This is a genomic window from Aeromonas sp. R2-2 (assembly GCF_040908355.1).
Classification (GTDB): domain Bacteria; phylum Pseudomonadota; class Gammaproteobacteria; order Enterobacterales; family Aeromonadaceae; genus Aeromonas; species Aeromonas veronii.
In genome coordinates this window covers 38,107-60,193 of the sequence record NZ_JBFODQ010000092.1, presented here as the reverse complement: position 1 = coordinate 60,193, position 22,087 = coordinate 38,107, and the positions used below count along the sequence as shown (strand labels likewise).

Sequence of the window (22,087 nt, the reverse complement as noted above, 5' to 3'; positions counted from 1 at the left end):
GTTTATCGCATGGCAGCGGCCGAGTTCAGAGCACTTAGGGACTATCTTGGCAGTCAGATCCTGGGGCAGGAGGAGCTAATAGAAGGGCTCCTGATTGCCCTGTTATGTGAAGGACATGTATTAATCGAAGGGGCCCCCGGGCTGGCCAAAACCCGCGCCGTCAAGGCGCTCGCTGGCGCCGTCGAGGGACGCTTTGCCCGTATCCAGTTCACCCCCGATCTGCTTCCCGCCGATCTCACCGGCAGCGAGGTGTTTCACCCGCAGGATGCCAGTTTTGTATTCCAACCAGGCCCCCTGTTCAATCATCTGGTGCTGGCGGACGAGATCAACCGGGCACCGGCCAAGGTGCAATCAGCGCTGCTGGAGGCCATGGCCGAACACCAGATCACCGTAGGCAAAAAGAGCTGGCGACTGCCGCCTCTCTTTATGGTCGCCGCCACCCAGAACCCCATCGAGCAGGAGGGTACCTATCCCCTGCCGGAAGCCCAGCTAGACCGCTTTCTGCTCAAGTTAATGGTGGATTACCCGAGCCCCACCATGGAGCTCGCCATCTTGCAGCTCAACGCCAGCGGCGAACAGCTTGGCGCGGCACCAGTGACTCTGAGCCAGACCACCTTGCAACGTGCTCGCAGCGAAGTGCTGGCGGTCACCATGCAAAGCAGACTGGAGCACTATCTGGTGGAGCTGGTCTGCGCCACTCGCCCGGGCAGTGGTCTTTGCCCTGCCCTTGAGCCATTGATTGCCGTGGGGGCCAGCCCTCGGGCTACGCAGGGGCTGGCTCGCTCCGCCCGCGCCCGAGCCTGGCTTGCTGGACGAGATTATGTGCTGCCGGAAGATATCCAGCTGCAAGCCTATCCGGTGTTGCGCCACCGCCTTATTCCCAGCTATCAGGCACTGGCCGACAATCTGGATAACGATATCCTGATCGCCCAACTGCTGGATCAGGTGCCATGTCCCTAACTCCGGATCTCCATCCCGATATCGCCCTGTCGCTGCCACGGTTGCTCAATATCCGGCTCTGGGCCAAGGCCAAGAAGCCACCTCACGCAGGCAGAAGCAGCAGCGAATGCGGCAAACCTGGCCGCGCTCCCGGACTCACGTTTCGGGAGCTGCGCGTCTATCAGGCTGGTGACGAGGTACGCCATATCGACTGGCGAGTGACCGCACGCCTCGGTCGTCCCTATACCCGCCTCTATAGCGAGGAGCTCGATCAGGCGCACTGGCTGCTGCTCGATCTCTCTCCCGCCATGTATTTCGGCTCCACACTACAGCTCAAGGCACGTCTGGGATGCGAGCTGGCAGCAGCCCTGATCTGGCAAGGGGAGAAGCAGCACAACACCCTGATCTGCCACGGGCTTATCCCCCATCACCAGAGCCAGCGCGGCAGCGTGCTGCCCCTGCTCGAATCCCTCTGCCATCACTACCAGCAAGGGCTGGCACGTCGGCCCCTTTCTCACTCGCTAGCCGACACCTTGTCCGGCGTGAAGTTGCCTCACGGAGCCAAGCTGACGATCATCACCGACCACAGACCCTGCGAGTCGACGCTCTGTCAGCAGTTGCAGCTGCTCTCACGGCGCCACGATATTCACTATTGGCAGATCCGCGATCCCCTCGAGGCAGCCCTTTCCCCTGAGGGCCAGCTGCCAGTGGCCATTGATCGGCCAGGGCAACACTATCAGGGCTGGCTGGATGGGGGCCATGCCGGTTTCTCCCAGCGCTACCGGCGTGCCGCCGAGCAGCAGCTGGCCCACGGCAAGCAGTTGCTGTTGCCATTGGTGCAGCGCCTCTATCTGCTCGATAACAGCCAGACACTGCAACAGCAGTGGCAGGAGGGGTTATGTCATCAGGGATGAGCTCGCCCACCGAACTCGACAGCGCCAGTCCCGCCTCCGAGGCCATCACTCCGCCGCTGGCCGCCCTGATGCGAGACATCCACCCGGGGCCGGATCTGATTGAACAGAGTCTTGACCCCAGAGTGCAGGCGCTATTGTGGCTATTGATCACAGGTCTATTGCTGCTGCTGATCGTCCTGATTGCCCGCAGGGTGATACGTTACCGCCGCTGGTGTCGTCAGCTGGAGGGAGATCCGGTGCTGCTGGTGGCACGCATACAGGAGGCCCTGCGTCATGAAGCACTGCAGCGCTGGCCCGAGGCGCGCCAGTTGCAGGGAGAGGCGTGGCTCGCCTTCGTCGATCGTCACGGCGGCAGCGATTTCAGCCAGTTCTCGTCTCACTGGAGCAGTTGGCTCTATGGCAGCCAGAACCCGACTCGCGAGCAGAGCGAACAGCTTCGGCAACATTATCGCCGCTGGGGTCAGACCCTCTTCTTGCAACGCTCTCCACGCTCGAAGCGTAAAGCCGCGCGGAGGCATCCATGATCCTGGCCTGGCCCTGGTTTGCGCTGGCGCTGGTGCTGCCCTTGCTGGTGCGCTTCGGCTTGCCGCCCCTGCGCCACGGTTATCTGGCTCACCCCGGGTTTGCGCTGCTGCGTCCTCAGGCCGGATTGCCGCTCTGGCGGGCCATGCTGCTCTGGTGCGCTCTTATTCTTGCCCTCTGCCGCCCCCAGTGGTGGGGGGAACCGGTTATCCAATATGAAGGGAGTCGGGATCTGCTGCTGGCGGTGGATCTGTCAGACAGCATGCGCACCCCTGATATGCTCGATAACGGCGAGCAACAAGCACGCTTGACGGCGGTGCGCCTGCAGATCAAGGCGCTGATTGCCAAACGGGCCGGAGACAGGGTGGGCCTCATCGTATTTGCCGATCACGCCTACCTGCTCTCTCCCCTCACTCAGGAGATCCCGGTGCTGTTGACCTTGAGCGACGAGCTCGATTTTGATCTGGTCGGCCGCACCACCGCCCTTGGCGAAGCGATCCAGCTGGCACGTCAGCATGGGGATCCGGGTCGCCCCACCGCCCTGCTGCTGGTCACTGATGGCCGCAATACCGCAGGCAATGCCGACCCGCTGCAGGAGGCCAAACTCGCCGCGGCACAGGGAATAAGGATCTACACGCTGGGGGTCGGGGCCGATCCCGATACCTTTATTCAACCCTACGATGAGGCGGGCAGCGGTCAGGCCGATCCCAGCAGCGAACTGGACGAGCCGCTCCTGAAAGAGCTGGCACAGACAGGCCAGGGGCGTTACTTTCGGGCACGCACCCAGAGCGATCTCGATGCCATCAACGCGACTCTCAATGCCCTTGAACCTGCCCCCATGCCGATTGCCCAGTACCAGCCGGTGATCGAGCTCTACCCCTGGCCGTTGGCACTGCTTTGTGGCTTGTTGCTTCTGCCGTCAGGACACGGCAGGCTGGAGTTTCGCATGGTGCGTAGCTGGCTGACACGAGGTGCACGCAGATGGATCTGATCTTGCTCCGCCCCCTGTGGCTGATCGCACTCATCCCCTGGCTTTGGCAAGGGTGGCGCCGTCGTCGCCAGCCCCCGCTGCTCGCACCTGCGATGCAGGCTTATCTGCTGCCAGCATCCCATCCTCAACGTCCCTGGCTCTGGCTGGCAACCCTGCCCGTCATTTTGGCCCTGAGTGGACCGGCACTGCGCGGTGAGCTGCAACAGCAGCCTGCAGCACCGCTAGATATCTGGCTACTGGACTTGTCACGCTCGATGACCGCCACCGATCTCAAACCGGATCGGGCGACCCGGGTCAGATGGCAGTTGCAGCAGTTGTTGAGCCACACCAAGGGTGAACGCATTGCGCTGATCCTCTACGCAGGCGATGCCTACCTCGCCATGCCGCCAACCCGGGATCATCAGGCCCTTTCGCTGCTACTGCCCGACTTGCGCCCCGATATCATGCCGTTGCAGGGCAGCAACCCGGCACGGGCGGTGGAACTTGCCATGAAGCAGCTGGCCCCTGGAGAACAAGCGCGTCTGCTGCTGATCACCGACGACCTCACCCAGAATCAGATGACCCAAATCGCCGCCCTGTGGCCCTGCCAGCAACGCCTTCTTTGCCGCGACACCCAGTCGGCACGCCTCGATATTCTGCTTGCCAGCAGTGGTCAACCGGCCCCCATGTCCGCCATTCCGGCCAATGAGTTGGGGTTTGCCAGCCGCATGCCCGCGCAGTTGCCCGCCCCCGATAGTCAGGCCATTGCCGCACTGGCCAATCGCCTCGGCGGTGAGCTGCAATGGCTGGGTAGCGATGTCCCCCACTTTGCACCGCTGCCCACCACCACCTCGGCCCTCACCCCGGCACCACTGGATCTTGGCCCCTGGCTGCTGATCCCGTTATTACCATTCGCATTATTGGCCAGAGTCGGCGCCCGACTGATGGTGGCGCTGATGCTGGGGTGGCAACTGCTTGCGCCGCAAGATCTACAAGCTGCTGAGAGGGGCGAGCTGCAAGCGATGCAGGATTATCAACAGGGAAATTTTCAACAGGCCGCCCGCACTTTCGACGATCCGATCTGGCGCGGCAACGCCTGGTATCGGGCCGGAGCCTACCGACAAGCCATCGCAGCCTATCAGGAAGCGACGAGCGCCACCGCCCACTACAACCGCGGCAATGCCCTGCTGCAACTGGGAGAGTTTGCGGCCGCCAAGGAGGCCTATCTGGCGGCCCTGGCACTGGATCCCGGGCATGAAGATGCGCTCTATAACCTCTCTCTGTTACAGAGTGGAGCGACCGCCGCTCCCGATACCAGCAATAGCAAACAGCCCGAACCATCGGCAGCTCAGCAGGCAGCAGCAATGCCCTTGCCACCCTCTCCCCCGGTGTTGCTGCTGGAGCAGCGACTGCGCAAAGAGGCGCTGCGCAGAGACCTTATCAAGGTGGAGGAGCCCTGGTGACGCAGGCTGGATGGGGGCTGTTGCTCGCACTCGCGAGTCAACTTTGCTGGGCTTTGCCCCCTAGGGCAGAGCTGCTGCCGGGGGCTGACCCCAGCGATTGGCTGCTGATCATCGAAGCGGATGGCGAGCGCCAGAGCAACGAACTGGAGATCACCCCATTACTGCGCCAGTTTGCAGTAGGCAGAGTGACCATGAGCCGGGTCACGACCCCGGTACAACAACTGACTCGCTGGCAGATCCCGCTGCACCAGAGCAACTCCCCCGCAAATACAGAGGTGGTGATTGCCCCGCTCAAGCTGGGAAATGAGTTCACCCCCTCGCTCACCCTGCCATTGAGAGAGGTGAAAACAGCGGCGCTGCCACAGCCCGAGGCACCCTCGCCCCTTGAGATGCAGGCCAGCCTTGATCATCAGGGCCCGCTCTATCCCGGCCAGCCGGTGATCTACCGGCTGACACTGTGGCTGCCTACCAGCATGCAAAACCCGGCCCTGAGCGAGCTCAGCTCTGCCCACTTCACTATCCGTCGCCTCGGTAGCGACGAGTGGATCGCCCCCGCTCAGGCTGGTCTGCCCGGCAGGCTCACCCGCAGCTGGCTTATTCAGGCAAAAGCGCCGGGACTCTGGTACCTCGACTCACCCCGCTTGCAGGGGCAGCTCACGCCGCAAGGGGGCAAGCCGCAAAAACTCTCGGCCCGTGCGGCACCACTCGAGGTGAGGGTCGACAAAGCCCCCGCCACACCGGTGGCCACCCGGCTGACCCTGAGTCAACGGCTTGAACCGGCCTCCACGGGGGAAGTGGGTGAACCGCTGATCCGTATCCTCACCCTGACCATGGAAAATGGTGACAGCGGCCAGATCCAGCTTGCCCCCCTGATGGCCCATCAACTGCCAAACGGCATACAGGCACATCCCGATGGCGAGCAACAGCAGGAGCGTTACCGAGATGGCAAGCTGCTGTTTGAGCGACAGTGGCGCCAGACTCTGGTCGCGGAGCAGAGCGGCGACTATCAGCTTCCCCCCATTGATCTGCCCTGGTTTAATACCCAAAGCGGCCGGATTGAGCAGGCCAGCCTCCGTGCCATCACGCTGACGTTTCAGGCAACGACAAATCGGCAACCTGATCAGCAGACATCACAGATGGCACTGCGAGAGAGCCTTTGGTGGGTCGTGCTGGCCATAATGCTGCGTTCACTATGGCGCCACTGGCCCCGCTGGCGAGCCTTCTATCAACTGCAACGTGCTCTTGCACAACACCAGCCGGATGCCAGTCGCAAGGCGCTGATCCTGTGGGCGACCATGCGCTGGCAGGTCTCCTATTATCAATTAGGCCAGTTGCCTGACGCTGGGCATAATCGGCTCGGCAACGCGCTAGCCGCACTCGAGCGAGCCTGTTTTGCACGGCCCTCTTCTGGCCCGCCCATCGAGTGGCGCGCTCTGGCGCGTACCCTCAGGGCCGATGAAACCGCCGGTATTACGTACCTGATTTACCTGCTGGCACACGGGAGTTCCCGCTCCCGCCGCCACGCCCCCTGACAAGGATTGCCCAATGGCACTGCTGTTTTTTAGAAAAAAACGTGCTCAGCAGCATATTGGTGGAAATGATCCGGCCACTTCGCCGGTCTCTGATCCCATGGCTGACAAACAAACCAAATTTGAAGCACTGGTTCATGCGCTGCATGGCGATCTCTACCGGTATGCCTACTGGCTGACCCGGGATCCCAACGTAGCGGAAGATCTGGTGCAAGAGACCTTCCTGCGTGCCTGGAAGGCTATCGACACCCTGCAGGATGACAAGGCGGCCAAAGGGTGGCTGATCACCATCCTCAGACGGGAGAACGCCCGCCGCTTTGAACGCAAACAGCTGGAGCTGGTGGATCTCGACGATCACCCTCAGCCCCAGCACGATGCGCTGCACAGTGAACAAGAGATGGAGAACGAGTGGTTGCACCGTCACATCGCCCGGTTGCCCGAGGAGTACCAGGAGCCACTGCTGCTGCAAGTCGTGGGAGGATTCAGTGGTGAGGAGATTGCCGAGATGCTCGGCCTCAACAAGAACACCGTCATGACCCGCCTGTTTCGCGCCCGCAGCCAGATCAAGGAGGCGATGGAGCAGAAGAACCAAGCAAGAGGACACGGACATGGATGAACTCGAATTTCGCCGCAACGCCATGATCCAGCCCAACGATCAACAACCGGACTTTCTCAAAACCGCTGAAGCAAGCCAGGCTAATCGGAACTACCTCGACGAGATGAAGCAGTTCGACAGAAGCCTCAAGCGTGCCATGCAGGTAGAGGTTCCCGCCGGACTGGCCGAGCGGATCCTGCTCAGGCAAGCCATGCTGCAAGACAGTGATGCGCCAGATGATATGCCGCCATCCCGACCCCTTGGCACGGCGCCAGTCAAGCTCCGGACATCGACATCCTGGCGCCAGATCGCCCTGGCTGCATCGGTCGCCTTCCTCCTGGGAATGAGCACCCGCTGGCTCACGCTGCCAGAAACGGCTCCTGCGGCCCTCTCCCTCGCACAGGTGGCGATGGCTCATGTCTATGGCGAAGAACCCTTTATTGAAGGTGTCGATGAGCAGGTCAATCTGCATAACATCAATGCCAAGATGGAGAAGTATGGCGCCACCTTAAGCGGGATGGATGGGCTCAAGGTGACCTATGTCAATCACTGCTCGTTTTATCAGGGACCAGCCTTGCACATGGTGATCCAGGGAAAGATGGGGCCTATCACCCTCTTTTTAGTGCCCAAACATGTTCCATTAACCCTGCAACAGGCCACCTTTGAAGATGGCACCCTCAAAGGGGAGATAGTCCAGCTCAAAGGCGCCAATATGGTACTGATTGGCGAGATGAGAGAGCCACTTGCCCCCGTTGCCAACGCCCTGCAGTCACGTCTGCAGTGGGACATTTAACATCGCTGGTTAACAACCTCAGAGCCATCCTCAATAGCAGGCGGCGGTCACGAGCCGCTGCCTGTTCCCTCCCTGTTTACTCCCCTTTGTCACTCATTTGCCTCAAGATTTCGAAAAATCGACAAAATTATTTTTGTGACGGAGATCGGCAATCCAGGTCAATATTCCGCCTTTAGACCCTGAAAATGATGAATTAAACAGCAAGTTAAAACAAATGATTAACACATCGATCACTTTTATGTATTCTGCTGTCACTGGTCTGATTTCTTACCTCCTACCAGATCCATAGAATCACGCCAGAATTGATTGGGAAGAAGCTGAAATAAAAACGGATTTTGTCGAGGTTTGCATTGAACGTGCAGCCAATATCGGCAAAAAAATCTGCCTACAAGAGAGAACACCATGACGACAACTATTTTCAAGAAGAGCCTGATTGCCGCCACCATCGCGCTGGCCACCGGTCAAGTCCATGCCGCGGCATTCCAGTTGAATGAGCACTCGGCCTCCGGTCTGGGTCGCGCCTATGCCGGTGAAGCGGCTATCGCCGACAACGCCTCCGTGCTGGCCCGTAACCCGGCCGCCATGACCACCTTCGACAAGATGGCAGTTTCTGTCTCTGGCACCTACATCAAACCGGATGTGGATGTAGATGGTGCTGTTTACGCTGGCGCGAACAAAATGGCTCCAGCCAGCGAAAGTGGCATTGCTCCGGCAGCCTTCGTTCCCGCCTCCTACTTTATTCAGCCGCTGAATGACCAGTGGGCTTGGGGTATTGGCATCTTCTCCAACTACGGTCTCTCCACCGAATACTCCAAAACCTTCCCGGCTGGTGCCGGTGCAGGTGATACCGAGTTGATGACCTTCAATATCAACCCGAACATTGCCTATCGTATCAACGAACACTTCAGTGTCGGTGCCGGTATCAACGCCGTTTACGGTGCCGCCGAACTCAACCGCTATGCCGGTCTGCTGGGTCCGCTGAACCCACCTAGCCAAGGTGGCCCGCTGCCGACAGATACTCGCCTGGCTCACCTGAAAGGCGACACCTGGGGCTTTGGCTGGAACGTTGGCACTCTGTACGAAGTCAATGAGAACCATCGCTTTGCTCTGACCTACCGTTCACAGGTCGATATGAGCTTTGATGGTGACTTCCAGGGGCTCACTTCAGGGAACCGCACTGTTGATGGCAATCTGAAACTGGATCTGCCTGCACAAGCCGAGTTCGCCGGTTACCATCGCCTGAGCCCGCAGTTTGCTGTTCATTACTCTGTAAACTGGACTGACTGGAGCGCCTTCCAGGAGCTGAAAGCAACCAGCAGCCAATGTGCTGGCGGCGTATGTCTGCAAAAAGATGAGAAGTTCAAAGATTCTACCCGCTACTCCATCGGCGGTACCTGGTATATCAACCCGGCATGGGAAGCTCGCATGGGCTTTGCCTATGACAACACCCCGATCGAAGCTGACTACCGCAGCCTGAGCATTCCCGATTCAGACCGTATCTGGTACAGCGCCGGTGCCACCTACCATATCAACACCGATATGAGCGTTGACTTTGGTATGGCTTATCTGGACGGTAAAGAAGTTGACGTCAACGAAGGTCTGCGTAGCCACTCCGACAGCCTGCGTTGGAAAGGTACTTCCCACGGCAACGCCTTCCTGGCTTCTGCCCAGTTCAACATGAAGTTCTGATTATTGATAGAATGGAAAGAGCGCCGCCAGGCGCTCTTTTTTTATCCATAACTTAGATTTCAGCGCACACATGTAGCACACACGTGTTTATTTTTCTTTTCCAATCAAGCTATTAGAGTGCATCATCCCAGCATTTAATCTTGTTTTATCCAGATGCTGGCCATTACCGTTGCCTTACTGGTCATACCATATAAAATCCTGCCTCCATTCATATGACCGATTGAACCTTCGGGTAACAGCAAGGATTTTGCCATGCATCCCATCATCAAACCGTCCGCCATCGCCCTGCTGGTGATCGCGGGTCAGACCCATGCCGCCGGGTTCCAATTGGCTGAACAGTCCGCTACAGGACTGGGACGCGCCTTTGCCGGTGAGGCAGCCATCGCGGATAACGCCAGTGTACTCTCCCGCAATGCAGCAGCCATGACCCGCTTCGATCAGATGGCGCTCTCTGGCGGAGTCATCTATGTCAGTCCTGACGTCAATATTGAAGGCAACACCCGCTTGCCGACCAAAGCCGGCATCGTCACCTCCGATGCCAGTGCACACGATATCGCCGCCGCAGCCTGGGTACCCAACGCCTATCTCATCATTCCACTCAACGAGCAGTGGCGACTCGGCTTCTCGGCGACCTCTTACTACGGTCTTGGCGTCAAGATGCCGGATAACTACAGCGCGGGACACTTTGGTAATGTCTCCGATATCAAGACCATGGATCTGGGTACCTCACTCGCCTACCGCATCAATGAGATGTGGTCAATTGGTGCCGGGATCTCTGCTATTCAGGGCGAAGGCGAAGTCGGTGGCACCTTCCCTTCTCGCAACCTGATCGCAAAACATTTGCAAGGGGATGGCTGGGCATGGGGCTGGAATGTCGGCACCTTGCTGGAGTTGTCCGAACAAACCCGGATCGGCCTATCCTACCGTCACGATGTCACTTTGACCCTCTCGGGAGATGCTATCGTAGGCCGACCCAATGCAGATGGCTCCGTTACCGAGATCAGAGATACCGGCAGTCTGGACCTGCCGTTGCCAGCGACGGCAGAGTTGGCGGCATTCCATCAGCTGACTGACAAGCTGGCTATCCACGGCAGCCTGAACTGGACCAACTGGAGCAAATTCGTTCAGTTGGAAGCTGATCTCAACAATTTGCAGAACATGCACATCAAGGATGAGCACTGGGAAGATAGCTGGCGCTACGCCATCGGTATGACCTATCAGGTCACTCCCAAGTGGCAACTGCGCTCCGGTGTGGCCTATGACGCCAGCCCGGTGCCAGCCGATCGTCGTACTATCTCCATCCCGGATGCCGATCGGCTCTGGTACAGCCTGGGAATGGGGTATCAGTTCACGCCCAACCTGACCGTGGATCTGGGGCTGACCCTGATCGATGGCAAAAAGGTGGATGTCACTGAAAAAATGGAGCTACAACCGGGTAATCCGATGACGACCTCCACCTTCCAGGGCACTTCCGAAGGGGATGCCTGGCTGGCTGGTGCACAATTGAGCTATCTCTTCTAAATTCCTTCCCTGCAAAAAACGCTATGCCAATTATTGCCTTACTCAATAAGGTGAACACTGGCATAGTGTTCTGCAACACCATAAAATCAACCCAGTACCTTTACTGGAGCAAGGCATGTATTCCTACGTAGCAAGACAGCCGATCCTCGACAGAGACCTCAAAACTCATGCCTATGAGCTGCTCTTTCGCGATAGTCTGAATAATGTCTTCCCGAGCATCTCCTCCCAACAGGCGACGTCACGCCTGGTGGTCGAACAGTTCCTGCAACAAAATATCGATCAGCTCTTGGGCGGCCGCCCCTGCTTTATCAACTTCCCCCACTCACTGCTGCTGGAGGGATTGGCAGAGTGCCTGCCGCCCGAAAAAGTGGTGATTGAGATCCTGGAAGATTCCCCACCGGATGATGCCCTGCTGGAAAAGGTGAAACAGTTGCACAAGCTGGGATATCAACTGGCACTCGATGACTTCACCATGTCGCCGGATTGGGAGCGCTTCCTCCCCTTTATCCACATCATCAAGTTTGATCTTCGTGCCACCCCCCTGATGCAGATCAAAGTGTTTATCCAGCGGCATCAGACGCTGGGGCTCACCTATCTGGCGGAAAAAGTAGAGGACAAGGCGGAGTTCGAGCGGGTCAAACAGCTGGGGATCCAGCTGTTCCAGGGCTTTTTCTTCAGCAGACCCGAGATGGTCAAGCAAGCCACCATGGAGCCAGCGCAAGTCGTGGTGATGCAGTTGCTCAACGTGGTCAACGAGGCAGAGCCTGATATCAACAAGATTGAGCAGCTACTCGGTCAGGATATCTCCCTCTCCCTCAAGCTGCTGCGCTATGTCAACCATCTCAAAGGTCACACCAACCCTATTTCGTCATTTCGCCAGGCTGCCATCTATCTGGGAAACACCCAACTAAAGCGCTTTGTTTCGCTGGTAGCCGCGACCAGCGCCGGCAAGGGCAAGAGCGCCGAGCTCTACCAGATGTCGATGATCCGAGCCCGATTCTGTGAACTGCTGGCCCACGCCCACGCCCCGAGCCAGCAGGCACAACAGGCCTTTATCACCGGTCTCTTCTCCCTGCTGGATGTACTGATGGAGCAGCCGATGGACAAGCTGCTCGGCACTATCCCTCTTATCGACGATATTCGGCTGGCGCTGCTGGAGCGCAAAGGCAATCTGGGTTTCTACCTCGCGTTTTGTGAAGATTACGAAAGCGCCAACTGGTCACGGGTCACGGCCAGAACAGCCCGCCTGGGGCTGAGCGAGGATAAGGTGAGTCACCTCTATCTGGCCGCCACCACCTGGGTCACGGAACAACTGTTGGCGATGGAAGCCACCAATTAATTCGTCTCGTCATTCACCTCGACCGCGATAGCGGTCGCCTCCCCGCCCCCGATACAGAGCGCGGCCACGCCTCGCCGCAAACCCCGTTGCCGCAGCGCGGCGATCAGCGTCACCAGAATGCGCGCGCCACTCGCCCCCAGCGGATGACCAAGCGCACAGGCCCCACCATGCACATTAACCTTGTGATGAGGGATGCCGACCCCGCTCATGGCCAGCATGGTGACCATGGCGAAGGCCTCGTTGATCTCGAATAGATCCACCTCTTCCACCGACCATGCAAGACGCGCCAGCAAGCGTGAAATGGCGCCAATGGGCGCAGAGGTAAACTCGGCGGGCAATGCTGCATGGCTCTGATAACCGACGATCCGTGCCAGCACTGGTACCTGCCAGGCTTGCGCCGTAGCGCCATCCATCAATATCAGCGCCGCCGCACCATCCGAGATAGAGCTCGAATTGGCTGCCGTAATGGTGCCCTCCTTGCCAAACGCTGGCTTCAGGGTAGGGATCTTCTCCGGTCTGCCCTTGCCGGGCTGCTCGTCTTCGGCCAGCAACAAGCGCTCACCACGATAGACGCTTGTCAGTTCGGACACAAACGCACCGGCTTGCTGCGCATCGCGGGCACGCTGCAACGACGCAAGAGCAAACTCATCCATGGCAGTGCGGGTCAAACCGGCCAGATCGGCGCTGCGCTGGGCATGCACCCCCATCAGCTGGCCATCATAGGCATCTTGCAAACCGTCGAGGAATAGGTGGTCCAGTACCTTTTGATGCCCCATCCGAAAGCCGCTGCGGGCATTATCCAGCAGATAGGGGGCACGGCTCATACTCTCCATCCCCCCCGCGACCACTACCCTGTTGTCACCAAGGCGGATGGTATCCGCCGCCAACATCACTGCTTTCATGCCGGATCCGCACACCTTGTTGACCGTGGTAGCAGGCACACTATCTGGCAACCCTGCTTTCAACAACGCCTGCCGGGCTGGCGCTTGCCCCACGCCCGCCGCCAGCACATTGCCCATAAACACTTCATCGACCTGCTCCGGACGCAGCCCGCTTTGCTGCAGTGCCGCCTCGATGGCACAGGCACCCAACTCAGGCGCAGTGACCTCTGCCAATGCCCCCTGAAACGCCCCCATCGGAGTCCGTTTTGCCGCCACAATTGCAATATCCATTTGCCTGCCTCTGTTTGTTACATGGCCATAACATAGGGGTTCTGACGCAATGGAACAAGAGTTGCAGTGCAGTTTACGTTTAGGTAAGGTGCTGGCAGGATTTAGTTCGCCAAGAAGTCTGTATGAACAACAAGGATGAAGGACGGCGCTTCAGCATCAGTGAGCTGGCCCGGGAATTTGATATTACGACGCGCAGTATCCGTTTCTACGAGGATCAGGGGTTGCTCAATCCCGCCCGAGAGGGACAGACCCGAATTTACAGCAAGCAAGATCGGGTTCGCCTCAAGCTCACCCTGCGCGGCAAGCGGCTCGGGTTCAGCCTCGCCGAGATCCGCGAGTTGTTTGATCTCTATGATGCCGACAAGAGCAGCCGCACCCAGTTACAGACCATGCTGGGACTGGTTGAGGAGAAACGGGAGACACTGCAACAACAGATGGAAGATATCAGGATGGTGCTGCTGGAGCTTGATGCCGCCGAGCAGCGCTGCCAACAAGCCCTTAGCCAGCTGGGATAACTGCCTTGCTGGCTTATCAGGCAAGTCCCTTCAGCCTGATCACAAGATGCCAGATAGCAAAAGCCACTCCTGAGAGTGGCTTTTCTTCAACCTGACTGTTCGCTATTAAACGCGAACGAAGTCCAGGTGGATCAGCTTGTAACGTACCGGGTGACGCTGGATAGCTTTCACTTTTACGTTAACTTCCTCACCGTTGATAACCAGAGTCAGTACAGACTCATAGAATTCCGGCTTCTCTTGAGCCAGGATCATTTTCTTGTGGTCAACAGTGATGGACAGGGCTTCTTTGCCTGCACCGTAAACGATGGCAGGAACTTGGTCAGCTTGACGCAGGCGGCGGCTCGCACCTTTCCCCAGGTCAGAACGGACTTCAGCTTGGAATACGAAAGACATAGTATGTATCTCTTTTGGATGAATTTATGGTGCTAACTGCGACCGGTCAGCACCTCGCAAAACGAGCGCGAATACTACCACGGGCCAAATTCGGATACAAGGTACCGACTCTGCATTTAGCGCCCCTGCTCCAACCGGGCGAATTGCTGCTGACGCTGGGCCGGGCTCAGGGCATCAAACCGCGCCAAGGTCTCGGCGCGCGGGCAGTAGAGTCCTTCCCCCGTTCTGACCCGAATGCTCTTGCCAAGCCGCGGCTGATTCTCTGCCACCAGCGCCAGCAAATAGCTGTAGGTATCGGCTCCCCGGGCACTGGATAACTGGTTGGCAATGCGCCACAGGGTCTCCCCTGCTGCGACCTGATGACACACGGTTTGTGAACCGCCGGCCGCAGGAGCCGAGAGGGTAAGCATGGCGTCACTGCCTGCGGATAAGCTAGCCGTGTGGCTGGCGAGCGCCATATCGGCGCTCGCTACTCCCTCATCTCCTTTAGCACCACTCATCCCCGCAGTGCGAAAGGTCGCCCCCAGCTGAGCGAGCAGAGGTTCGCTCTCGTCGGGGTCGCTGGGTATATCAACACCACCGAACGCCTCTTGGGGTGTACGGAACTCGGCGATAAAGGGCGCGACAGGTTGCGCGTGATAATCAGGGGAACCACTCCCCTGCTGCACGATTGCACCAGCCGCAACAGCCTGCCCGGGGACGACCCCGTAAGCCATCTCGTCGATGCGCCGCAGCCTTGCCAGATAGGTTTTGGAGAGCTGCGCCTCCCCCTCGAACAGATCGAAGGGAGGCACCAGCCGGGCTGGAAAGAGGATCTGCCAGCGACCGTGCTTCTGCTTTTGGGCCAGCGGCGGAAACTGATTGCCACGCCAGGCCACAAACATCGCAGGCGGCGTGCGCGCCAGCGGGTAATATTCCGGGTTCAACTGCACCCAGGTTTGTTCCGCGATGGGTTGATAACCGCTGATCACCACCTGCGCCACACTCAACCAGATCCCCAGCATCCTTGCCTCCCTGATTTGCGGTTTGAAAGGGCTACCTGACCGGCAACCCCTTCTCAGCACCCGCTATCATGCTGTTAAAACAGTTAGATAGCAGCTTAGCACTGAGCGATGGCGTTAAGCACCCGTTTATCTGAGACCGGATAAGGGGTCCCCAGATTCTGAGCGAAGAACGACACCCGCAGCTCCTCGATCATCCAGCGGATATTGGCCACCTCGGTGGGAATAAGCTGGGATTTGGGGATCTTGGCCAGCAGCGCCTTGTACTCCGACTCCACGCTGTGCACCTTGAGCATGTAGACCCGATCCCGGTTGGGATCGATAGCCAGCTTCTCCAGGCGCCGCTCGATGGCGCGCAGGTAGCGCAAGAGATCCGGCAGCCGCTGCCAGCCGGTCTCGGTCACGAACCCCTTGTGGATGAGGTTGCCGAGCTGCTGCTGGATGTCGGACATGGCAAAGGCGGTGTCGAGCTGCATCTTGCCCTTGAGTCGTTTCTTGATCTCGTGGGAGAGCGTCAGAACGGCTTCCACCTGCTTGGCCACCTCCACCACCGCATCGTTGAGCTCGGCACGGACATACTCCTTGAGCGCCTCGAAACCGGCCTCGTCCCAAGCCATGCCGCCGTGCTGCTCAATCAGCTTGTCGCAGCCACAGGCGATGCAGTCGTCAATCAGCTCCGCCACCTTGCCAAACGGGTTGAAATAGAGCCCCAGCTTGGCCTTGTTGGGCAGCTTCTCCTGCAGATACTTGATGGGAGATGGCACGTTGAGCAGCACCAGCCGGCGCTGGCCCGCCCACATCAGCTGCTGCTGCACCACCGGACTCTCCACCAGCTGGATGGCGACCGAATCTTTCTCGTCTACCAACGCCGGATAAGCTTTCACCTCGAAGCCGCTGCGCTTCTGGCTGTACTCCTGAGGCAATTCACCAAAGCTCCACAGGGTGAGGCCGGACTGCTCGATGTCATCATCCGCCACTTGCGACAGGGTCTCCTGCACCTTGCCACGCAGCGACTCTTTCAATGCCTCCAGGTCTTTCCCTTCCGCCACTTTCTTGTGTTTGTCGTCCACCACCCGGAAGGTGAGTTTCAGGTGATCGGGCACCGAATTCCAGTCCCAGGATTCGCGGGGCACGATCACGCCGGTCATCCGGCGAAGTTGGCGCTCCATCTCGTCCAGCAGCGGCCCCTGCTCGGGGTTGATGCTGGCTAGCAGCGCATCGGCATAGTTCGGCGCCGGCACGAAGTTCTTGCGCATCGGCTTGGGCATCGACTTGATGAGGGCCACCAACAGCTCATGACGCAGCCCGGGGATCAGCCACTCGAACCCCTTCACCTCCACCTGATTCAGGAGCGGAAGCGGAATATGCAGGGTCACGCCATCGGCGGCCTCCCCCGGCTCGAACTGATAGGTCAGTTTGAGCTTGAGGCGCCCCTGCTGCCAGAAGTTGGGGTAGTCGAGATCGCTGATGTGGGCCGCATCTCCCTTCATCAGCATCTCTTTTTCGAAGTTGAGCAGCTCGGGATCCTGCTTTTGCGCCTCTTTCCACCACTTGTCGAAGTGACGGGCGGAAATCACCTCCTCCGGCAAACGGGCATCGTAGAAACGGAACAGATCCTCGTCATCCACCAGAATGTCGCGACGACGGGATTTGTGCTCCAGCGCTTCCACCTCGGCCAACAGCTTGCGGTTGTCGCTAAAGAAACGGTGACGGGTCTCGAAATCCCCTTCCACCAAGGCGCGGCGGATAAACAGCTCACGACACAGCGCCGGATCGATACGGCTGAAGTTGATGGTGCGCTCGTTGACCAGAGTCAGACCATAGAGGGTCACCTTCTCCTTGGCCATCACGGCGCCATTTTTCTTCGACCAGTGGGGGTCGCTGTGGTGCAGCTTGATGAGATGGCCCGCCAGCGGCTCCACCCACTCGGGTTCAATCTTGGCGTTGATACGAGCGTAGAGGCGCGAGGTTTCCACCAGCTCGGCGGCCATCACCCACTTGGGTGGCTTTTTAAACAAGCCCGAAGCCGGGAAGAGGTGGAAACGGCCATTACGAGCACCGAGGAACTCGGGCTTTTCCAAATCCTTGTTGCCGATATGGCTCAAAAGGCCGGTCAGCAGGGCGCAGTGCACCGTCTTGAAGTCTGCCGGTTCATGGTTGGCTTTAAAACCAAGCTCTTTCACCGTCTGACGCAGCTGGAAATGGATGTCCTGCCACTCGCGCACCCGCAGGTAGGAGAGAAACTCCTTCTGGCACATGCGGCGGAACGGGTTGCTGCCAAGGAGATCCTGCTGCTCTTTCAGGTAGTTCCACAGATTGACAAAGGCGAAGAAGTCGGAATCCTTGTCCTCAAAGCGCCTGTGTTGCTCATCGGCGGCCTGCTTCTTCTCCATGGGTCGCTCGCGGGGATCCTGAATGCTGAGAGCAGCGGTGATCACCATCACCTCGCTCAGGCAGCCAGTCTGCGCCGCGCTGATCACCATCTTCGCCAGACGCGGATCAAGGGGGATGCGCGAGAGCTGGCGACCGGTCTCGGTCAGCTGCAGTTTGGCTTCACGATCGCCCGTGGCGGGAAGCTCGCGCACCGCCTCCAGCTCTTTCAAGAGGGTCAGACCATCCTTGATATGGCGGGACTCGGGCGGCTCTACGAAGGGGAACGCCTCCATATTGCCAAGGCCGAGCGCCAGCATCTGCAGGATGACCGATGCCAGGTTGGTGCGCAGGATCTCGGGGTCGGTAAAGGCGGGACGGCTGTTGAAATCTTCCTCCGAGTAGAGGCGGATACAGATACCGTCTGCCACCCGACCGCAGCGCCCTTTACGCTGGTTAGCACTGGCCTGGGAGACCGGCTCGATGGGCAGACGCTGCACCTTGGTGCGCCAGGAGTAGCGGCTGATGCGGGCCGTACCCGGGTCGATGACGTAACGAATGCCCGGCACCGTCAGCGAGGTCTCCGCCACGTTGGTAGCGAGCACGATGCGCCGTCCGGCATGTTGCTGGAACACCTTGTTCTGCTCGGCGTTGGAGAGGCGGGCGTAGAGCGGCAGCACCTCGGTGTCGCGCAGATTGAGCTTGCGCAGGGCATCGGCGGTATCGCGGATCTCCCGCTCGCCGTTCATGAAGATGAGGATATCCCCCAACCCCTCGCGGGCCAGCTCTTCCACCGCATCGAAGATCCCCTGCAGCTCGTCACGCTCTTCCAGCCCTTCATTTTTATCACTGACGAGTGGGCGGTAGCGCACCTCTACCGGATAGGTGCGGCCGGAGACCTCGATCACCGGCGCCTTGTTGAAATGGCGGGAGAAACGTTGCGGGTCGATGGTGGCCGAGGTGATGATCACCTTGAGATCAGGGCGCTTGGGCAGCAGTTGCTTTAGATAGCCCAGGATGAAGTCGATATTGAGGCTGCGCTCGTGGGCCTCATCGATGATGATGGTGTCGTACTGGGTCAGCATCCGGTCATTCTGGATCTCCGCCAGCAGGATACCGTCGGTCATCAGCTTGATGTGGGTCTGCTCGCTCACCTGATCGGTAAAGCGCACCTTGTAACCCACGTAGTGGCCAAGCTCGGACTCCATCTCCTCGGCAATACGGGCCGCGACGGTGCGGGCCGCCAAACGGCGTGGCTGGGTGTGGCCGATAAAGCCCTTCACTCCGCGCCCGAGCGCCAGACAGATCTTGGGGATCTGGGTGGTTTTGCCCGAGCCTGTTTCCCCTGCAATGATCACCACTTGATGCTCTTGAATGGCCTTGGCGATCTCCGCCTGCTTCTGGCTCACCGGCAGGTTGTCCGGATAGGTGACCTTGGGCACTCCGGCCAGACGGGTTTGATAGCGCGCTTGCGCGGCATCCAGATCGGCGGCGATGGTCTCCAGCACGGCTGCCTGTTTGACTTCAGGCAGCTTCTTGACCCCGTGCAGACGGCTGGACAGGCGGCGGGCGTCGAGATTTATGCAGGCAGAGAGACGGCGGCGCAGCGCCTCGATAGAGAGAGACAAGGTACGAATTCCTTAAATAGGTGCCCAAAGGGGCCATATCGATTAGCTGCGAGCGATCCTAAAGAGCGAGCGGGAACGGTGCAAGCCTTAACGTAGCGTTATATATGGGAAGACAGAGAGCTTGGCCGATCCTCAAACATGACAAAACAACCATTGTAAGATGGCATAACATGAATAAATCGCAGTATATGAAATAGCCAAGGCAAGCCGAAGCTTGCCTTGGGAGAGAGAAAAACAGGGTTAACCGTGGGTGTGATGGACAAAACAGGTGGTGAGCTGGGCGTGAATGGCCTGCATGACATTGTGACGATTGATGACACCGAGCAGACGCCCCTCCTCCACTACCGGATAGATCTTCGGCTTTTGCCCCATCATCATCTCCGCCAGGCTCAAAATGCTGGTATCGGGTCCCACCGACAACACCTCCTTGCGCATCACATCCTTGACCTGCGCCACCTGTTCGCAGTGATAGGCCTCCTTAAGCAGCACTGCGATGCAATCCTGCTCGGAGATCCAGCCAATCAGATGGCCCTGCCCATCCACCACCGGGCCACCGAGCTGATGACTGTTCAGAAATTTCTCGACCGCAGCTTGCACCATCATGTCGGCAGTGAAGGTGACGGGTCTGCTCTGCATATAATCCTTGGCTTTTAGCGATTCCATATCTGCTCCCCTACGGTAGTCCATCAAGCTGGCGTCTTGTGCGCCGGTACCGGCACCATGCTCGGCTTGTTCCAAGCATAGCTGGCTCGCGGCAGTATGAGTCAGCGGCCAGCCCCTCCCTCAATTGATGGCATGATCCGGCTCGCGATCCGGAATGGCTGCCATCATCATCTGCGGCAGGTGATCGGCCAGCACCGCCACTACAGCGGGATCGACCCGCCCCTGATCCACCAGTTGCTGCATAAAGGTCAATGCGTCACGAGCCGGCAGACCGCGGCGATAAGGTCTGTCCTGCACCATTGCCTGAAAAATATCAGCGACCCGCAGGATCCGCGCTTCGAGCGCCATGGCGGATGCCGGCAGGTGGAACGGATAGCCCTCCCCATCAGGCTCCTCATGGTGATAAGCCGCCCAGCAGGCAATCTCTTCAAACCCTTCGATATGGCGCAGGATCTGGTAAGTCTCGAAGCTGTGAGTATTGATGATGGCCCGCTCCTCTTTCGTCAGGCTGGCAGGCTTGTCAAGGATCTCGTCCGGCACCCTGAGCTTGCCCAGATCATGCAGCAAACCGGCGATCTCCAGCATGTCACAATGTATGGCACTGACTCCCATCTGCTCGGCCAATGCCCGAGACAACCTGCTCACACCGAGCGAATGCGTCATCGTGAATGGGCTTTTGGCGTCGACAATGCCAGAGAAGATCTGCGCCAGCGCTTTTAGCTCCCCGTTGAAAGTCAGGCAAGGCTCCCGCACCTGCAGCATCTCCAGCATGTAATCATTGATGGAGCGCGCTTCCAACTGCAGCCAGAATGCCTCAGAGCGAGACGCCTTGAGGAAGGCATCCACCAGCTCGGGGGCAAAGAACTCGTCACGGAAATCCTGCAGGCGTGCGCGGATCTCGTTGGTATGCATCAACAATGAACCATCGCCATAGTAGGGCGCCGCCAACGCATCGCAGCGATCCACCAGAAAGATAAGGTTGGCCTGACGGGCTACATTGGGGTCCACATCGGCCATCTCACGCAACAGGTGCCAGTGGGTGTGGTGATAACGGATAGGCAAGGCCAGTGGGGCCAGCAAACGGAAATCCTTGAGCAGCTGATACCCCACCTCGCAGTGGCGCTGGGAGGACTCCCAATCGAACTCGCTGACCAGATGGTGATGGGTGATGGTCGAGGAGACACCGATATCATGCAGCACCCCCAGCTCGAACAGCAGACAGCGTTCGGCCTCACTCATTCCCAGCTCCCGGCTGCACTCGGCAGCCATAATCCCGACCCGTTTACCGTGGGCCACATCGCCAATGCCCACCAGATCCAGCGAGGCTGACAGGGCATACACCACCTGCCTTAGATCCACTTGCAACGAAAAGGGGGCTGCGCCCTGCGCTCTGTCCATGATCCGGGTCCCATGCGATGTTGTCGTATCAAACTGGCGCTGTTTTATGCTTCGCCTTCTATCAACTTAGTCAATAGCCGAGCCTTTTACCTTGTTTTTATAGGCATTTATGACCCTGGCACCTTGAAAAGACAAAGATCACAGCTGAATTTATTTGGCCACTCCCATTCAAGTCATATTTATCCGTTCAAAAATATTCGAGCAGACTTTTAAATCTCGCGTAGAGATTGTGAGCAATTTTAAAAACTCATATCTGAGCGAAACAATCAACACCCCAACTTTACTTAATTATGACTTAATCAGAATTAAAGAGTGCTCGGCTTGCCAGTAAGAATTTTGAATAAAGTCACACCACAACGCCCATAACTGCCACCATCCCCAAATTAATTAACCAAACTGTGAACTCCATCACCCATTTATTCGCCTTGTCGCCATCGATAGCGGTAGACACCTCCGCCTTCTGGATACAGTTTCCCATGCTCGCTCCAGTCCACCCGATAGCCTGCGACCAAAGGGTTGGAGAGAAAATATCGGATAACCAGCGGTTATATTCGCTATAAGGCGACAAGGATAAACGGGATTTATAGAGTGAAACTGTTGAAAGCTGATTTCCAAGCTGCGGTTAACTCGGGCTATTCAGGTCATATCACTCTTTGCAGGTCATAACGACAGC

Annotated in this window: 19 protein-coding genes; 12 read left to right on the top strand and 7 right to left on the bottom strand. The window is 58.4% G+C overall.

The features are described from left to right. Positions 1 to 9 precede the first annotated feature (9 nt). From AB5Z09_RS20340 to AB5Z09_RS20290, 11 genes are all read left to right on the top strand, one after another. Positions 10 to 960 (top strand): AAA family ATPase, encoded by a 951-nt coding sequence (locus AB5Z09_RS20340; protein WP_368196084.1) that lies wholly within the window; start codon positions 10 to 12, stop codon positions 958 to 960. Continuing rightward, positions 951 to 1,853, top strand: coding sequence for a DUF58 domain-containing protein (locus tag AB5Z09_RS20335; protein WP_368196083.1), 903 nt, complete (start codon positions 951 to 953; stop codon positions 1,851 to 1,853). The genes AB5Z09_RS20340 and AB5Z09_RS20335 overlap by 10 nt, the downstream gene beginning before the upstream one ends. Beyond that, entirely contained in the window at positions 1,838 to 2,377 is a 540-nt protein-coding gene (locus tag AB5Z09_RS20330) for a DUF4381 domain-containing protein (protein ID WP_368196082.1), read from the top strand. The genes AB5Z09_RS20335 and AB5Z09_RS20330 overlap by 16 nt, the downstream gene beginning before the upstream one ends. Then, entirely contained in the window at positions 2,374 to 3,366 is a 993-nt protein-coding gene (locus tag AB5Z09_RS20325; RefSeq protein WP_368196081.1) for a VWA domain-containing protein, read from the top strand. The genes AB5Z09_RS20330 and AB5Z09_RS20325 overlap by 4 nt, the downstream gene beginning before the upstream one ends. Continuing rightward, positions 3,357 to 4,808, top strand: a complete 1,452-nt coding sequence (locus AB5Z09_RS20320) for a VWA domain-containing protein (RefSeq protein WP_368196080.1) — start codon at positions 3,357 to 3,359, stop codon at positions 4,806 to 4,808. The genes AB5Z09_RS20325 and AB5Z09_RS20320 overlap by 10 nt, the downstream gene beginning before the upstream one ends. Positions 4,809 to 4,828: 20 nt before the next feature. Further along, positions 4,829 to 6,340: a hypothetical protein gene (locus AB5Z09_RS20315; RefSeq protein ID WP_368196116.1), complete on the top strand. Its 1,512-nt coding sequence runs from the start codon at positions 4,829 to 4,831 to the stop codon at positions 6,338 to 6,340. A gap of 13 nt (positions 6,341 to 6,353) precedes the next feature. Next, on the top strand, positions 6,354 to 6,953 hold the full coding sequence (locus AB5Z09_RS20310; protein WP_139429113.1) for a sigma-70 family RNA polymerase sigma factor: 600 nt from the start codon (positions 6,354 to 6,356) through the stop codon (positions 6,951 to 6,953). After that, on the top strand, positions 6,946 to 7,725 hold the full coding sequence (locus tag AB5Z09_RS20305) for a DUF3379 domain-containing protein (protein WP_368196079.1): 780 nt from the start codon (positions 6,946 to 6,948) through the stop codon (positions 7,723 to 7,725). Before AB5Z09_RS20310 ends, AB5Z09_RS20305 begins: the two co-directional genes overlap by 8 nt. A 402-nt stretch (positions 7,726 to 8,127) precedes the next feature. Next, a complete protein-coding gene (locus AB5Z09_RS20300; protein ID WP_139733165.1) occupies positions 8,128 to 9,414 on the top strand; it encodes an outer membrane protein transport protein in 1,287 nt (428 codons plus the stop codon). Between the two features lie 252 nt (positions 9,415 to 9,666). Further along, positions 9,667 to 10,935, top strand: coding sequence for an OmpP1/FadL family transporter (locus tag AB5Z09_RS20295; RefSeq protein ID WP_139747200.1), 1,269 nt, complete (start codon positions 9,667 to 9,669; stop codon positions 10,933 to 10,935). A 115-nt stretch (positions 10,936 to 11,050) separates the two neighbouring features. Further along, positions 11,051 to 12,274, top strand: coding sequence for an EAL and HDOD domain-containing protein (locus AB5Z09_RS20290; RefSeq protein WP_005333249.1), 1,224 nt, complete (start codon positions 11,051 to 11,053; stop codon positions 12,272 to 12,274). On the opposite strand, the gene AB5Z09_RS20285 is transcribed toward AB5Z09_RS20290, so the two are convergent. Next, positions 12,271 to 13,446, bottom strand: a complete 1,176-nt coding sequence (locus tag AB5Z09_RS20285; RefSeq protein ID WP_368196078.1) for an acetyl-CoA C-acyltransferase — start codon at positions 13,444 to 13,446, stop codon at positions 12,271 to 12,273. The two genes, AB5Z09_RS20290 and AB5Z09_RS20285, sit on opposite strands and share 4 nt — an antisense overlap. Before the next feature lie 122 nt (positions 13,447 to 13,568). Between AB5Z09_RS20285 and AB5Z09_RS20280 the strand changes: the two genes are divergently transcribed. Beyond that, positions 13,569 to 13,961 carry a MerR family DNA-binding transcriptional regulator gene (locus AB5Z09_RS20280; RefSeq protein WP_005360322.1) on the top strand — a complete coding sequence of 131 codons (393 nt, stop codon included), beginning with the start codon at positions 13,569 to 13,571 and terminating at the stop codon, positions 13,959 to 13,961. A 105-nt stretch (positions 13,962 to 14,066) separates the two neighbouring features. Here the strand turns inward: AB5Z09_RS20280 and rplY are convergent, their stop codons facing one another. From rplY to AB5Z09_RS20250, 6 genes are all read right to left on the bottom strand, one after another. Beyond that, a complete protein-coding gene (rplY, locus tag AB5Z09_RS20275; protein WP_005333252.1) occupies positions 14,067 to 14,354 on the bottom strand; it encodes a 50S ribosomal protein L25 in 288 nt (95 codons plus the stop codon). A gap of 116 nt (positions 14,355 to 14,470) precedes the next feature. After that, positions 14,471 to 15,358 carry a hypothetical protein gene (locus AB5Z09_RS20270; protein WP_368196077.1) on the bottom strand — a complete coding sequence of 296 codons (888 nt, stop codon included), beginning with the start codon at positions 15,356 to 15,358 and terminating at the stop codon, positions 14,471 to 14,473. A 95-nt stretch (positions 15,359 to 15,453) separates the two neighbouring features. Further along, positions 15,454 to 19,353 (bottom strand): ATP-dependent RNA helicase HrpA, encoded by a 3,900-nt coding sequence (gene hrpA, locus AB5Z09_RS20265; protein ID WP_368196076.1) that lies wholly within the window; start codon positions 19,351 to 19,353, stop codon positions 15,454 to 15,456. Between the two features lie 240 nt (positions 19,354 to 19,593). Next, on the bottom strand, positions 19,594 to 20,016 hold the full coding sequence (locus AB5Z09_RS20260) for a CBS domain-containing protein (RefSeq protein ID WP_042053768.1): 423 nt from the start codon (positions 20,014 to 20,016) through the stop codon (positions 19,594 to 19,596). A 120-nt stretch (positions 20,017 to 20,136) separates the two neighbouring features. Further along, on the bottom strand, positions 20,137 to 21,414 hold the full coding sequence (locus tag AB5Z09_RS20255; protein WP_368196075.1) for an HD-GYP domain-containing protein: 1,278 nt from the start codon (positions 21,412 to 21,414) through the stop codon (positions 20,137 to 20,139). A gap of 346 nt (positions 21,415 to 21,760) precedes the next feature. Then, positions 21,761 to 21,892: a hypothetical protein gene (locus AB5Z09_RS20250; protein ID WP_265113263.1), complete on the bottom strand. Its 132-nt coding sequence runs from the start codon at positions 21,890 to 21,892 to the stop codon at positions 21,761 to 21,763. Positions 21,893 to 22,087 lie beyond the last annotated feature (195 nt).